At 59.0% G+C, this 14441-nt stretch carries 14 protein-coding genes and 1 riboswitch; of the genes, 6 read left to right on the plus strand and 8 right to left on the minus strand.

Going from position 1 to position 14441, the window contains the following annotated elements:
• Positions 1–6: 6 nt before the first annotated feature.
• From fepB to ACRDT3_RS14170, 4 genes are all read left to right on the plus strand, one after another.
• Positions 7–1032 (plus strand): Fe2+-enterobactin ABC transporter substrate-binding protein, encoded by a 1026-nt coding sequence (fepB, locus tag ACRDT3_RS14155; protein ID WP_431493585.1) that lies wholly within the window; start codon positions 7–9, stop codon positions 1030–1032.
• 223 nt (positions 1033–1255) lie between these two features.
• Positions 1256–1882, plus strand: a complete 627-nt coding sequence (locus ACRDT3_RS14160) for an HNH endonuclease family protein (RefSeq protein WP_431493586.1) — start codon at positions 1256–1258, stop codon at positions 1880–1882.
• Between the two features lie 170 nt (positions 1883–2052).
• Positions 2053–2265: a hypothetical protein gene (locus ACRDT3_RS14165; protein ID WP_431493587.1), complete on the plus strand. Its 213-nt coding sequence runs from the start codon at positions 2053–2055 to the stop codon at positions 2263–2265.
• Between the two features lie 212 nt (positions 2266–2477).
• The gene (locus ACRDT3_RS14170; RefSeq protein ID WP_431493588.1) at positions 2478–4511 is read left to right on the plus strand and encodes a 5'-nucleotidase C-terminal domain-containing protein; all 2034 of its coding nucleotides are present in this window, start codon (positions 2478–2480) and stop codon (positions 4509–4511) included.
• Positions 4512–4575: 64 nt separating this feature from the next.
• Here ACRDT3_RS14170 and ACRDT3_RS14175 read toward each other — a convergent pair whose 3' ends face one another.
• From ACRDT3_RS14175 to ACRDT3_RS14210, 8 genes are all read right to left on the minus strand, one after another.
• Positions 4576–4899 carry a putative quinol monooxygenase gene (locus tag ACRDT3_RS14175; RefSeq protein ID WP_105657965.1) on the minus strand — a complete coding sequence of 108 codons (324 nt, stop codon included), beginning with the start codon at positions 4897–4899 and terminating at the stop codon, positions 4576–4578.
• A gap of 4 nt (positions 4900–4903) precedes the next feature.
• Complete coding sequence (locus tag ACRDT3_RS14180; RefSeq protein ID WP_431493589.1) at positions 4904–5323, minus strand: MmcQ/YjbR family DNA-binding protein; 420 nt, start codon at positions 5321–5323, stop codon at positions 4904–4906.
• A 10-nt stretch (positions 5324–5333) separates the two neighbouring features.
• Entirely contained in the window at positions 5334–5750 is a 417-nt protein-coding gene (locus ACRDT3_RS14185) for a CoA-binding protein (RefSeq protein WP_431493590.1), read from the minus strand.
• A gap of 104 nt (positions 5751–5854) precedes the next feature.
• Positions 5855–7273 (minus strand): NtaA/DmoA family FMN-dependent monooxygenase, encoded by a 1419-nt coding sequence (locus tag ACRDT3_RS14190; RefSeq protein WP_431493591.1) that lies wholly within the window; start codon positions 7271–7273, stop codon positions 5855–5857.
• A 2-nt stretch (positions 7274–7275) separates the two neighbouring features.
• Positions 7276–8493 (minus strand): acyl-CoA dehydrogenase family protein, encoded by a 1218-nt coding sequence (locus ACRDT3_RS14195; RefSeq protein ID WP_431493592.1) that lies wholly within the window; start codon positions 8491–8493, stop codon positions 7276–7278.
• 96 nt (positions 8494–8589) lie between these two features.
• On the minus strand, positions 8590–9462 hold the full coding sequence (locus ACRDT3_RS14200) for a MetQ/NlpA family ABC transporter substrate-binding protein (RefSeq protein WP_431493593.1): 873 nt from the start codon (positions 9460–9462) through the stop codon (positions 8590–8592).
• 43 nt (positions 9463–9505) lie between these two features.
• Positions 9506–10222, minus strand: coding sequence for a methionine ABC transporter permease (locus ACRDT3_RS14205; RefSeq protein ID WP_431493594.1), 717 nt, complete (start codon positions 10220–10222; stop codon positions 9506–9508).
• A gap of 16 nt (positions 10223–10238) precedes the next feature.
• Positions 10239–11045, minus strand: coding sequence for a methionine ABC transporter ATP-binding protein (locus ACRDT3_RS14210; protein ID WP_431493595.1), 807 nt, complete (start codon positions 11043–11045; stop codon positions 10239–10241).
• A gap of 83 nt (positions 11046–11128) precedes the next feature.
• Positions 11129–11218: riboswitch (SAM riboswitch) on the minus strand.
• Between the two features lie 282 nt (positions 11219–11500).
• Between ACRDT3_RS14210 and ACRDT3_RS14215 the strand changes: the two genes are divergently transcribed.
• Complete coding sequence (locus ACRDT3_RS14215; RefSeq protein WP_431493596.1) at positions 11501–12364, plus strand: NAD(P)H-binding protein; 864 nt, start codon at positions 11501–11503, stop codon at positions 12362–12364.
• A 215-nt stretch (positions 12365–12579) separates the two neighbouring features.
• A complete protein-coding gene (gene ggt / locus ACRDT3_RS14220) occupies positions 12580–14403 on the plus strand; it encodes a gamma-glutamyltransferase (protein ID WP_431493597.1) in 1824 nt (607 codons plus the stop codon).
• The last annotated feature ends 38 nt before the right edge of the window (positions 14404–14441 follow it).

The raw sequence follows: 14441 nt of genomic DNA on the forward strand, positions 1-14441 counted from the left end.
ATCCTAGTGCGTCCCAGCTTGTCACGAATCGCAGTTGTCCTGTGCATCGGTGCATTGGCCTTTTCCCTTGGCTCTTGCGCGACGGCACCCGCCGAGCAAGCGCGGGATACGGGCACCGCGGCATTTGAAGTCGGGCATTGGCCACGCACTTTCACTGATTCAATGCATAACGCCATAAGGATCCCGGCAAAACCTGAACGTATCGTCTCGACCTCGGTAGGACTCACTGGTTCACTACTGGCCCTGGACGCGCCGGTCATTGCCAGCGCAACGGCACCGGAGGGGCCCGACGCCGATGGAGACGGCTTCTTCAAGCACTGGGCTGATGTTGCTTCGGACCGCAAAGTTGAACCGCTCTACGAAATCGGAAAGTTCGATCTGGAAGAAATCAAGGACCAGAAGCCCGACCTCATCGTCGTGGCAGCAACCGGAGCAGACTCCGAAGTGGACAGCCTTGGTGCCCTGCGAAAGATTGCACCAACCATTGTCGTGGACTACGCAGATAAGGATTGGAACGAACTTTCAAAGTTGCTCGGGGAAGCCACCGGTACTGAAGAAAAAGCACAGCAGAACACTGCCGCCGTTAGCGAACGGGTTTCAACAATAAGAAGCATGCTGGCGATCCCTTCCGGAACAACTGCTTCAATCATTTCCTACGCAGCCCACGGCATCTCTCCGATCGCTAAAACCACCGGGCCATACGCGCAGCTGTTTAGAGGACTCGGCTTCACTGTGGTTTCAGCGCCAAAGAAGTTCGACACCTCCACACAGCCAAGAGAAGATTTCAGTTTCGTCAGCTACAACGATCTGCCAGCAACGCTCACTGCAGATGCCACCTTCTTATTGGCAGCGGGCAAAAAAGCCACCACGGCATTTACCTCGGATGAATCATTGGCCCAGCTGCCATCGGTGCAAAGCGGCAGCGTCTTCCCGCTCACCTCTCCCCACCTTCTGGACTACTACGCAGCCCAGAAAATCTTGGACTATTTCGAACACGATTTTCCAGGTCTGAGCTCTTCTGAGCTCGAGTAGCAGCATCCTTTGAAGTCAGTACATTCGATATCACGCCACAACACGGACCATCCACAACTATACGGTCGGCCCCACTGCCTATAGTTCAAGGCAGAGCACCTTCTAGCTCAAGCACCGGCCACTTTAGGAGTAGTACTACCGCATGCGTTCGCTGCGTCGCACCTTATCTTTGTTCGTCCTCGTATCCACTCTGGCTCTAAGCTCGTGTTCTTCATTGGAAACCATGGAGTTCCCGCCCCTGCCTGATGCGCAAGCCGCACCTACCCCAAGCACCGCGGAGCAAGGTGATATCTACGCGGAATCCCTTGAACTGCTCAATGAGGTTACGGTCAAAGGCCGCGCACCGAAAACCGGTTACGAAAGAGCGGAGTTCGGCAAGGGATGGAAAGATCCGGACCGCAATGGATGCGATGCCCGCAACGACATCCTCTCGCGCGATTTAGTGGACGTGACCTATAAATCGGCCAAGCGGCCCTGCGTTGTATTGAGCGGAAAGTTCGATGATCCCTACACTGGCAAGACCATCGACTTCAAGCGCGGCCAGGGCACGAGCACCGCAGTGCAAATCGACCATGTTGTCGCCCTGTCCGACTCTTGGCAAAAGGGCGCGCAGCGCTGGGATGCCGACACCCGCTTGGAATTTGCCAATGATCCGCTGAACCTGCTGGCTTCCGATGGCCCAACCAATGCTTCCAAGGGCGATAAGGACGCGGCATCATGGTTGCCGCCCAACAAGAGTTTCCGATGCGCCTATGTCTCGCGACAGACCCAGGTAAAAGCAAAATACGACGTTTGGATGACCAAGGCAGAGCACGCTGCGATCGGGAACATCCTGAAATCCTGCATCTAGCAGCCAAGCAGCTTCACCGCGATCCATGGCCGCACGCAGCACAACGCAAGGAAACATCCGCCTTAAGGCTTATCGTCAAATCGATGGACTTGTGGCAAGATGGATGTTATTCAACACGTTAGCGATTATGTTCTGCGATGGTTTGGCCTAATCCTCTACTGCAAGGGCGCATGATGAAGACACGAGTTCCCGGAGTCCTCCTACTGGTTTCCAGCGTGTGCATCTTCACCTTTGCGCTGACCGCCACACAGCGTGGTGCAGCCACTGCCTGCTGGGTAGTCTCCGCCCTCATGTTCATTGGAGCAGCCATGCTGCTGCTGAGTGCGATTCTTGGAACCTCTTCCGTCACCGCAGGAGACCCGCCGCAAAAGCGTCAGCAGTAGCTGCCTGCCTCTTTCACCAGAAGCAACCTCTCGGCCTACGGCTGGGAGGTTGCTTCTGTTGAATAACCGACAGAACTTGTACCTCTGCACCTAAATTTAACGCCAAAGCATCGACAGGTTCATTCAGATGAATTTAACGCCAAAGCATCGACAGGTTCATTCAGATGCGATAGACATATGTTTTGTCACACTCGTCACTTTTAGGAGTACCCATGTCTGCATTCAGGCAGATAAGAAAACTCGGCCTCGCTTCGCTGGCAACGATCTCGCTGGCCGCCACCGGTGCCGCAACAGCTCAGGCTACATCCACCGAGAGCGCTTCCCTGTCCCCAGCGGCGGGTACCGAAGCCGTCACCGTGGATCTAGTTGGCATCAATGACTTCCACGGCCGCATTTCCGCTGACAGAAGCTCCGCAGGCGCTGCAGTACTATCCGGTGCTGTGGATGAGATGCGCGCAGAAAACGAAAACACCCTCTTCGTCTCTGCCGGCGATAACATCGGGGCCTCGACCTTCGCTTCCGCTTCACAGGACGACGAACCAACCATCGCTGCCCTGGGGGCTGGCGGCCTGGATGTTTCGGCGGTAGGTAACCACGAGTTCGACAAGGGCTTCGCGGATCTGACCGGGCGCGTCATCGAAAGCTACACCGATTCCTCCGGCGAAAACGGCGGAGACTTCGCTCTGGGTGCCAACGTCTATGAAAAGGGCACCACTACTCCTGCCCTCCAGGAATACGCGATCCGCGAGGTCTCCGGTGTCTCCGTGGGATTCATTGGCACCGTTACCGAAGACATGCCATCGCTGGTTTCCCCGGCGGGCATTGCCGACCTGGATTTCGGTAGCGAACTGGAAGCAGCGAACCGTGTAGCTGCGCAGCTCTCCGATGGCGATGAAGCGAACGGAGAAGCTGACGTAGTGGTACTGCTGACCCACAACGGTTCCGCTGGCGATCAGTGCGCAGATATTGCCGCAGAGGACAGCACCTATGGCAAGCTCATTCGCGAGGCCAGCAACGAGATTGACGCGATCTTCTCGGGCCACACCCACCAGTCCTACGACTGCGAAATCGCGGACCGCCCGGTTGTCCAGTCCCACCAGTACGGCACCACCTTGGGCAAGGTTTCCTTGCAGGTAGATCCCGAGACTGGCGAGGTCACCGAGGCCGCTACCGAGCGCATCGCCTTGGCCACCGAGGTTGCCGACGGCGATTGGGTGGGCAACTTCGACGCCAATGCCGAGGTCGCAGAGATCGTTAGCGCCGCTGAAGCCGAGGCTGAAGTGGTCGGCAGCGTGAAGATCGGCGCTATTTCTGAAGACATCCTGCGTGGTGGCGAAGAGCCCGGCCAGGACCGTGGCGTTGAATCCACCCTGGGCAACACCGTAGCCGACATCCACCTATGGGCTACCTCGAATGAAGACTTCGCCAGCGAACCTGCCGAGATCGCTTTCATGAACCCAGGCGGCCTGCGTGCCGACCTGCTCTACGGCGAGGACGGCACAGTGTCCTACAAGGCCGCAGCCGAGGTCCAGCCATTCGCCAACACCCTCATCACCTTCAACCTCACCGGGGCGCAGATCCGCGAGGCCCTGGAGCAGCAGTGGCAGCCCGCAGGATCGGAGCGCAACAAGCTGCACCTGGGTATTTCCGAGGGACTCTCCTACACCTACGTCGAGGAGGCCGCCCAGGGCGAGCACATCAAAGACATCGATTTCCAGGGCGAGCCACTGGACGAGGAAGCGACCTTCCGTGTCGCAGCCAATGCCTTCCTGGCCACCGGTGGCGATAACTTCGCTGCGTTCGCAGCCGGGACCGATCATGCTGACTCCGGCCAGATCGATTTGGACGCTACCGTGAACTACTTCAAGGCACACGACGTTGTTGAGCCGGCTCCACTGGGCCGCGCGGTCCTGCAAGAGCCTGACGCACCAACGCAGTCGCCGGATCCTTCAGATGACCCAACCGGGGATCCAACCGATTCGCCGGAACCATCTGAAGATGCAACCGAGGACGCGACCGAAGGACCATCCAGTTCGCCAGAGCCAACTGAGGACGCGACTGGGTCCCCTGACTCGACTGACGAGCCAAAGGATGAGCAGAAGGATGATTCCAAGAACCGGGACACTGAAGATCTAGCCGATACCGGATTCGGCACCAGCTGGATCGGCATCGTCGCTGGTGTGGTTGTCCTGGCAGGCATCGCCTTGGTACTGGTACGCCGTTTCGGCAACAAGGCCGGCCGCTAAAGTCCGCTGGCAAAGGCAAAGGGAAGAACCAAGAGGTTCTTCCCTTTGCCTTTGTCCCAATAAATTAGTCGATGACCAATTCGCCCATGGAATCCCAGCCTTCGCCGTCTACCTTGCGGGAAACGATCTTCGGGGTGGAGACCAGGTGTGGTCGCATGGACTCAAGGCCGGCAGCGAAGTGAGCGGAGTTCACGTGGTTCGCGGCGGCCTCGTCATCACGGAAGGCCTCAACCAGGACGAATTCGTTGGGGTCTTCGACGCTCACGGACCAATCGAAGAAGATGTTGCCCTCTTCGGCGCGGGTTGCCGCGGTGAATTCAGCGACATGGCCCATGAAGTTCGGGGTGGATTCTGGCTTTACTTGGTATTTAACAACGATGAAGTACATGTCTCTAGTCTAGGGTTCCCTCGTTAATTGTGCCTTGCAAACGGATGTATTCTTTGTCCCTTTGGGGCATGCCGTCGACCACTAAATCGTACGAATCCTCGATGAGCTCACGCATCAGGTGCGGGTCGAGTCCTGGACGAACGGAATTCCAGTGCTTCTTATTCATGTGATAGCCCGCGGTAATCTGCGAATGCTCGCTGCGTTGCTGGTCTGCCAGGGCAGGTTCGCACTTCAGATTCAGCACCAATTCACCGTGCAGGTGCATGAGCAGCCCAAATATTTTGCCTTTGCTCGGATCCCTGCCCGCCACCTTGAATACGGTGCTGTCGGGGCCGAAGGGGTAATCGGCGTAAGCGCACGGCATGCTCAGGCACAGCTGCGCCCACGCATTTTCCAATTCTTCTTGACCAGCTGTTTCTGCCATCAATGCCTCACTACCGAAATGGGTACTCGATCTTAGGGCAGGTATCCATCACCACGTCCAATCCCGCTGCCTTCGCCCGTTGGGCAGCGGCTTCGTCAATGACGCCCAGCTGCAACCACACCGCTTTCGCACCCACGGCGATGGCTTGGTCAACGATGTCCCCCACCTTGGAAGAGTTCACGAAGCAATCCACCACATCAATGGGTCCGGGAATATCGGCAAGCTTCGCAAACCCCGGTTCACCCATGACAGTTTCCGCGCCCAACGACACCGGAATAACCTGCATCGACAGTTCATCGCGCAAGAAACGAGCGATGGACGGAGCCACGCGAGCTGGGTTATTGGTCAGCCCGACAACCGCCCAGCGTCCAGGTGTGCTCAACAGCCTGCGGATCGTTCCCGAATCATTTACGTGGTGCGTGTCCATGCACGACACCATACCGCTTTGCTGGAGCTTTTGGCGTCAGGGTACTGGAGAAAGGCCAGTGGCCAGGACCCATCCATGCCACTGGCCGTTCAAGCTTTTGGAATTCAGTACTGCAGCTGACCTGCTTTCGACGTGGCTGCCGCACTGTTCTGCGAGAAAGCCCTGCGGTGCTTGGCTGCCGGATGATGCGCGGGCAGGTAATCGCCACGGCCGAAGACCTTGTGACGCAGGCTGCCGTCTGCATATTCGCCCTGGGCCAGGCCGCGGCGGCGCAGTTCTGGCAGCACTCCGTCAATGAAGTTGTCGTAGGAGCCGGGAAGAACATGGTTCATCACATTCAGGCCATCGATGCCGGCATCCTGCCAGTGTTCAAGCTCATCGACAATTTGCTCCGGGGTTCCCACAATCTGCTGTGCCTTGGCACGGTAATAGGCCAAGTCGCGCAGGGTTGGATTGCCGCCCGGCACCGAAGCGCGGGCTGCTTCCAGTACTCCCTGCGCGCCCTCGGTCTGGATCTGGCCGATCGGGGTGTCCAGGTCCAGTCCGCCCAGATCCACTCCGATGCCGCCGCCAATGTGCGCAATGATGGCGTCCAAATCCAGATAATCGTCGTATTCGGCTTCCAGTGCCTTGGCTTCAGCTTCGGTGGAACCGACGACAAAGGACAATCCGGCAAAGACCTTGATGTCTTCGCGTTCGCGTCCGGCAGCAGCAAGATGCTCGATCAGCTGGGAATTCTTCTTCGCCACGTACTGGGCGTGCGGGGCAAAGAGGAAAGTCGCCTCGGCGTGGGTGGCCGCGAACTGCGAGCCGCGAGCCGAGGAACCAGCCTGGAAAAGGAACGGGGTGCGCTGGGCACTTGGCAGTGCCAGGTGCGGACCATCGATGGAGTAGTAGTCGCCACGGTGGTTGATCTTGTTGACCTTGGCCGGATCTGCGTAGACACCGGAAGCCTTGTCGGCCAGCAGGGCATCGTCTTCCCAGGAACCCTCCCACAGCTTGTAGGCGGCATCCACGTATTCTTCGGCCCAGCCGTAGCGGTCATCGTGCCCGACCAGTTCCTTCCCGCCGAAATTGCGGTGCGCGTTTTCCAATACACTGGTGACGATATTCCAGGCCACACGCCCCTGCGACAGGTGGTCCAGGGTGGAGATCTGCCGGGCGAATTGGAACGGGTGGGATTGGATGACCGAGCTGGTCATCGCCAGGCCGATGTCCTTGGTGCTGGCGGCCAATGCCGAGAGCAGAACCAGCGGATCATGGCTCGGGACCTGCAGCCCCTTGCGCACGTGCGATGCCCAGCCGCCCTCATGCTCGCCGTACAGGCCGACAACGTCGGCAAAGAACAGCGAATCGAACTTTGCATCTTCCAGCTTCTTGGCCAGATCAACCCACAGTCCCAGCTCATTGAACCGATGCTGTTGCGCTGCCGGGTGGCGCCACATTCCTCCAAGGATGTGGCTGGAGGTGTTCATCAAGAAGGCAGAAAGCAGCAAACGCGGGCGTTCGTTGAAGGTACCCATGATTATTTTCCTGCCTTTGCTTCGCCGATCGAGTTCAGACCGGTTGGAATGGTGCCGTTGATGAAGTAGTCGCCCACCGAGCGTGCCTTGAAGGCCACGGGGTTGTGGGTGGCCACCGTGCGGGCATTGCGCCAGAAGCGGTCCAGCGATTTCGAAGTCGATACTGCCGAGGCACCGGTGACGTCGAAGATTTCGCTGGTGGCATCGAGAATCAGTTTTGGAGTCGCCACGTGCGCTTGCTGCACTGCAAGCTCCGCACGCAGGTAGGCAGCCTGCGGATCCAGTCCCAACTCCTCATCCACCGCTGAGTCCAATTCCCTGGCAGCGGTGACCACGATGCACTCGGCAGCGAAGACATTAGCCGCCAAACGGCCGACAAGTTCCTGGATCTGCGCATCATCCTTGAACAGTGCGCCGGACCCGGTGTTGAATGTTCGCGTGCGGTTGGCAACGATGTCAGCTGCGGCATTGCGGGCCCCCTTGCCGATACCTGCCAGCACGGCGAGCAAGCACAGCTGGAAGAAGGCAGGTTCGAGGGTGGAAGCTACCTTGCGCTGAATGATGTTGGCTTCTTCCACCGCAACGTTAGTGAATATCGCTGTACCGGTACCGGTCAGCGGCTGGCCGAATCCATCCCAATCGTCAAGGATCTCCACGCCTTGGGCATGGCGATCAATGATGGCGTATTGGCGCCCCTCGACACCATCGGTCGTCGCCATGACCACTACCCAATCGGCGAAGATCGAGCCAGTGGTGTAGTACTTTTCGCCGCGTAGCACCCAGCCTTGTTCGGTCTGGACCAGTTTGGTATTGGTAGTGCCCAAAGCGTTGCCGTCTCGTTCAGTGGCGGCGTTGCCGAAAATTTCTCCGGCCAGCACACGCGGGAACCAGCGGTCCTGGAATTCTGCGGGCTGCAGGGAAATGGTTTCGACAAAGGAGAAGTGGCTGCGCAGCAGGTGCGCCACATTCGAGTCCGCCGCGGCCAGCTCGATCAGCAAGCGGAACAGATGCTCGTGGCTGATTGGCGAACCGCCATGGCTTTCTGGCACACGCACGGTGGTGAAACCGGCATCTTTGAGCCATTGCACCTGCTCGAAAGGCAGGATGCGGTTCTGCTCGCGTTCGCGGCTTCCGTCAGCAATTCTGGCAAAGACTGGTTGGAATCGCTCGAGAAGTTCCTGGTAGCGGCTTTCGATTGCGGCCGTGGCGATAATCGTCATTGGTTCTCCCTGCAGGACGTCGATGCTTTGAGTAGAGGAGTCAGAAAATGTGGCGGCCCCACAACGCCGAAAATCACCGTCGTGGGGGCCAAGGGCCTACTTATTCCAGGTGGCGAAGTCCGCTTCAAGATCGCGATCCCATGGAGTGCCCAACGCACCGTCGAGGTAGCTCGCGTACCATTCGCGCACCTCGTCGGAGTGGTAGGCCTCTTCCAGCGCCTTGCCCTTTTCGGTGTCCGTAAACCCTGGCTTTGCGCCGATGATATTGATGTACGGAAGCGCTTCCTCTTCCTCTTCAAAGAGCAGTGCATCCTTCGGGGCCAGCCCGATCTCGGCGCCGAGCCGGGCGAAGAGGAACCCGGCATCCACGTCAGGCAGGGTCTTGGAGAGCGACTGCTGATCTACCTCAACGAATTTGAGGCCCTTGGGGTTCTCCAGGATGTCGTTCTGCGACAGGTGGATCACGCTCTTGCCCTCGGCGACCTTCAGGACACCGGCCTTATCCAGCAGGGCCAACGCGCGTCCGTTGTTGGCGGTATCCACCGGCAATGCGATGGTCGCGCCGTTGGGAAGCTCTTTGATGTCGTCGTATTTCTTCGAGTACACTCCGGCAGGTGAACTGTACATGTAGAAGGCCGGCTCCACGTCGACGTTCTGGTCCTTCTTGAACTGTTCGAGGTAGGCGCCGTGCTGGAAGAAGTTGGCGTCGTATTCGCCATTGGACACCACGTGGTTCGGCTGCACGATGTCGGTGACATAGGTCGCTTCCAGGGTCCAGCCCTTTTCGGCCAGCAGTTTCTGGGCGATTTTGGTTGGTTCCTGGGATGGGGCCGATTCGGTGACAATAACCTTGATGGTCTTGTCACCCGTGCCGGCTGCCTGTCCACCTGCCAGGCCGCAAGAAGACAGTGCGAGGATCGCGGCGGAGCCGGCGGCGAGAGTCAAGAAGGTGCGGCGAGAGAATGCCATGGTGTTGTCCTTTGCTGAAATGCGAGTTGAGCGGGTTCTGTGTTTAGCGCTTGTCGGCGGCGCGCGATAGCCGAGTTCCGAAGAATTGAACTGCATGCACCAGCAGGATCATCAGGACGATGGCCAGCAGCATGACTCCGGTTTCATAGCGGTAGTAGCCGTAGCGGATGGCGAAGTCGCCGATGCCGCCTCCGCCGACCAGGCCGGCCATGGCCGAATACGAGATGAAGCTGACGGTCATGATGGTGATGGAAGACAGCAGTGCGGGCTTGGCTTCGGTCAACAGCACTTCGCGGATGATCTGCCCCCGGGTGGCGCCCATGGCCTGCGCTGCTTCGACAACGCCATTGCCAAGCTGGCTGATGTTCTGCTCCACAAAGCGGGCGAAATAGGGGATCGCATTGATGGTCAGCGGCACGATAACCGCCGCGGTGCCGATGGTGGTTCCCACAACAAATCGGGTGAACGGGATGATGGCGATCAGCAGTATGAGGAATGGGAAGGAACGGATCGTATTGACCAGCCCGTCAACGATTCGGTGCAGTCGCGGACGTGGGCGCAAACCGTTGGGAGACATTGAGTACAGCCAAATACCCAGCGGGGTTCCCAGGAGAATCGCGATCGGGATGGAGACCAGCAGCATCGCAAAGGTCTGCGCCATGGCCACCCAGATTTCCGGGGCAAGTTCGATGATGCGGTCAAGGTTGAAAGCTGCTGCGCTGCCGTTGCTCGTGGCTAGCACTACTGTCGTGAAGTTCATTGGTAATCCAGGTTCTCTATACGCGGGCTACGGTGGCAGCGAGGGCTTGGGCCTGCTTGGGCTGGCGGGTCAGCGTGATTTCGTCACTGATCAGGTAGCGGCCGATTGGCGTCGTCGGTTCAAAGCTTGGTTCTTGCAGCGAGCTCAAGGCGAACTCTTCGACTACCGCTCCGTCTTCCATGACCGAAACCTTGTCGGCAATGGCTTTAATGACGTTCATCTCGTGGGTGACGATGACGGTGGTGATGCCAAGGCTGGCGTTGATGTCGCTGAGGTACTGCAGCACCGAGGTTGTCGTTCTTGGATCCACGGCACTGGTTGGCTCATCGCACAGCAGGACCTTGGGTTCGGTGACCAGCGCGCGGGCAATGGCGATGCGCTGTTTCTGGCCGCCCGAAAGCTGTCCAGGATAGGCGGTGGCCTTGTCAGCGAGGTCTACAATGGACAGCGCTTCCAGCGCGCGTTCACGGCGTTGCTTTTTCGGAACACCGGCGAACTTCAGATTCAGCTCGACATTCTGTTGCGCGGTGCGATTGTTAAGCAGGTTGAAGTGCTGGAAAATCATCCCGATTTCGTGGCGCTGCTTTCGCAGGTCTCCTTCACTGAGCCCGGTCAGCTCGACGCCGTCCACGATGACCTGGCCCGACGTGGGACGCTGCAGCAAATTGATATTGCGCAACAGCGTTGATTTGCCGGCACCGGAAAATCCGATAATTCCGTGGATGGTTCCGGCCTGGATTTCCAGTGAGACATCCTTGACGGCTGTGAATTGATCTTTGCTCTTGCCAAAAGCGGTCGTTACGTTTTCAAGACGAATCATCATCGCTCCCTTGGTGCGTGGTTGTGCGGAGCGTACCTCGCGAGAATCATCTGTGATCCACAGATTTTCCGTCGCGAAGTGAAAGTACTCCATCGGTCCTGGCTGTAGCACCGCTCCCTTTCGGGTGGTTGCTGCGACGTCGTTGAGCCAGATCTCTCAGTCGCTCTGGATGGTGTGTGTTCGGTTGTACGAGCCGAACAATTCAAGTCTGTAGTCCATGCCCGCAGGCCGGCAAGCGTTACTTCAATCGGCGTCATCAAGTCATAGTCCGGCCGGTTCCACATGGAAATCGCGCAACAATCCACGTAGCAATCTGACATATTTCGCTACTTTTCCCTTCTATGACGGAACCTTTGGAGTTCTGCCCCCGCTCGCTGACTTTCCCCAGCAATCATGGGTGGGGAATTCGGCGATGCCTTCGATGGTTGTAGTGGATTGCAGACCAACGAGAGGACCTCATGAAGATCGCAATTACCGGTGCCACCGGACAGCTTGGAAATCTAGTCATCGACGCATTGCTGGCTCGTGGGGCGAATGCCGCTGACCTGGTCGCCATTGGCCGCTCCGAGCAGAAGCTGGAACCGCTGGCGGGCAAAGGCTTGGAAACCCGCGTTGCCGATTACAACGCCCAGCCAACTCTGGTGTCCGCACTCGAAGGCGTAGACAAGCTGCTGCTGATCTCGGCCAGCAAAGTAGGCCAGCGCGTCGCCCAGCACGAGAACGTCATCAACGCAGCCAAGCACATGGATGTCTCGCTGATCGCCTACACCTCCATTGCCAACGCCCTGACCGGCGGCATGAAGCTCGCCGACGAGCACATCGCCACCGAGCGCCTGCTTGCCGGATCCGGCATCGACTACGTGCTGTTGCGCAATGGGTGGTACATCGAGAACTACACCGACCAGCTGATGGGCTACCTCAACAGCGGCATGGTGCTCGGTGCAGCGGGCGAGGGCAAAATCAGCGCTGCCGCCCGTGCCGATTATGCGGAGGCCGCTGCGGCCGTGCTGCTTTCCGATGAGGACCAGAACGGCAATATCTACGAGCTGGGCAGCGACAAGCCATTCACCCTCGCCCAGCTTGCTGGCGCTGTTGGCGCCGCCGCCGGCCAGGACATCGCCTACCAGGAGATGGATCCCGAACAGCTGGAAAAGATCTACGCTGATGCTGGCGTCCCCGGACCATTCGCGCACATCCTCGTCGATACCGACATGCGCATTCGAGAAGGAGCGCTGGAGGTGAACTCCGGGGAGCTGGCCAAGCTGATCGGCCGCACCCCAGCCTCCTTGGGCAAAGTCATCAAGGACAACCTGAACAAGTAGCCCATTCGGAATCGGGTTCCAGCGGGCAGGCATTCGCGGCGATCAAGGCCGTGGTGCCTGCCCGCTGCTTTAAAGCGTCATAACCAAGAATATTCGCGCGACCAGGGCGAAATTGCCGCGCAAACCCATAGTGCCGCGTGTCACAACCGTGCGGCGAGTTCCCGCTCCCGTAAATTTGCGCATACTTCATCCCCACCTCCAGAGGAGATCAAAGTATGTCACGAGCACGTTTAAGGTCAGTTGCCTGCGCGGCCGCCCTTGCCTTGGGCCTGGGAGCTTTCTCGGCCTTCCCGGCGAGCGCGGAACCACGACACACCCAGAAGGACCCGACTGCTGTCGGAACTGGTGGCGCAGTCTCTTCGGTAGACCCGGAGGCCACCGCTGCCGGCATCGAAGTCCTGCGCAAGGGAGGCAACGCCGTCGATGCGGCCGTGGCAACCGCAGCAGCACTCGGCGTCACCGAACCATATAGCGCAGGCATTGGCGGTGGCGGATACTTCCTCTACTACGATGCGAAGTCGGGCAAGGTCAGCACCATCGACGGCCGCGAAACCGCACCGGCAGGCATTGCGCATGATGCATTCATCGATCCTCAAACCGGCGAGCCGTACAACTTCACCCCGGAACTGGTCACCAGTGGCGTGGCCGTGGGCGTGCCCGGGACCTTGGCCACGTGGCAGCGCGCACTGGATAATTGGGGTTCGCAGAATCTGAAGCAGGTTCTGCGGCCGGCGACCCAGATCGCCTCACGCGGCTTTGTCATTGATGAGACGTTCCGTGAACAGACCTTGGATAACAAGGAACGATTCGCCGCGTTCACCTCCACGAGCGACTTGTTCTTGCCCGGCGGAGATGCCCCGGAGGTCGGGAGCATTTTCAAGAATCCGGATCTCGCACACACCTACCGGATGCTGGCCAAGCAAGGCCTCCAGGGATTCTATGAGGGCGAATTGGCTGCCGAAATCGCCCAAACGGTGCAGGCTCCGCCAAAGAGCGAAGACACCGCCCTCCCGGTTCCCGCAGGGCAGCTGGGCACCGCCGACCTGGCCGGCTACGAAGTGGTGGAGCAGGCACCAACTAAGGTGGACTACCGGGGCTATGACGTCTTCGGCATGGCTCCTTCGTCCAGTGGCGGAACGACCATCGGCGAATCGCTGAACATTCTGGGCGAGTTCGATTTGCCAGCTATGGAAGCACCCGATGCGTTGCATCATTATTTCGAGGCAACTGCGCTCGCCTACGCTGATCGCGGCAAGTACGTCGGCGACCCCGCTTTCACCAGCGTCCCGACCCAGACGCTGACGGACAAATTATTCGGTACGGATCGTGCTTGCGCCATTGATCCGGAGCAGGCTGCAACGAAGCCGGTCGCTCCGGGCGACCTTGAAAACTATGATGGCCAATGCCCCGCTGCCACCAGCGAACCGGTAAAAGAGCAGGATACGGAAAACATCTCCACCACCCATTTGTCGGTCGTGGATCGTTGGGGCAATGCCGTTTCCTACACTTTGACCATCGAGCAGACCGGTGGCTCGGGCATGGTGGTTCCCGATCGCGGATTCTTGCTGAACAACGAGCTGACCGATTTCTCCACGGTGTACGACCCGACGGATCCGAACCGCATTGAACCTGGCAAGCGCCCACGTTCCTCGATGGCTCCAACCATTGTCTTGCAGGACGGCGATCCGGTGCTGGCCATCGGTTCCCCCGGCGGTTCAACCATCATCACCACGGTTCTGCAGACCCTGGTGAACCGCATCGACCTGGGCATGAGCATCAGCGAAGCCATCGCCGCTCCGCGTGCTTCCCAGCGCAATACGGCCGCTGTCACCGCGGAACCGGAGTTTATCGAAGCCCACGGTTCCGCGCTTGAAGCCTTCGGCCACAAGCTCACGCCAGCTGGCGATTCCTTTACTCCGCAGGCGGAAATCGGAGCGGTTGAAGCGGTGGAAATCGCTGCCGATGGCACGCTCACCGCAGCGGCCGAGCCCACCAGGCGCGGAGGCGGTTCAGCCATGGTGCTGAAGCCGACCGAATAGGCCCGCAGGCAAACGACGGCCCCCGGCAACTTCATTGG

The sequence above is a fragment of the Glutamicibacter sp. genome (assembly GCF_050701915.1).
Classification (GTDB): domain Bacteria; phylum Actinomycetota; class Actinomycetes; order Actinomycetales; family Micrococcaceae; genus Glutamicibacter.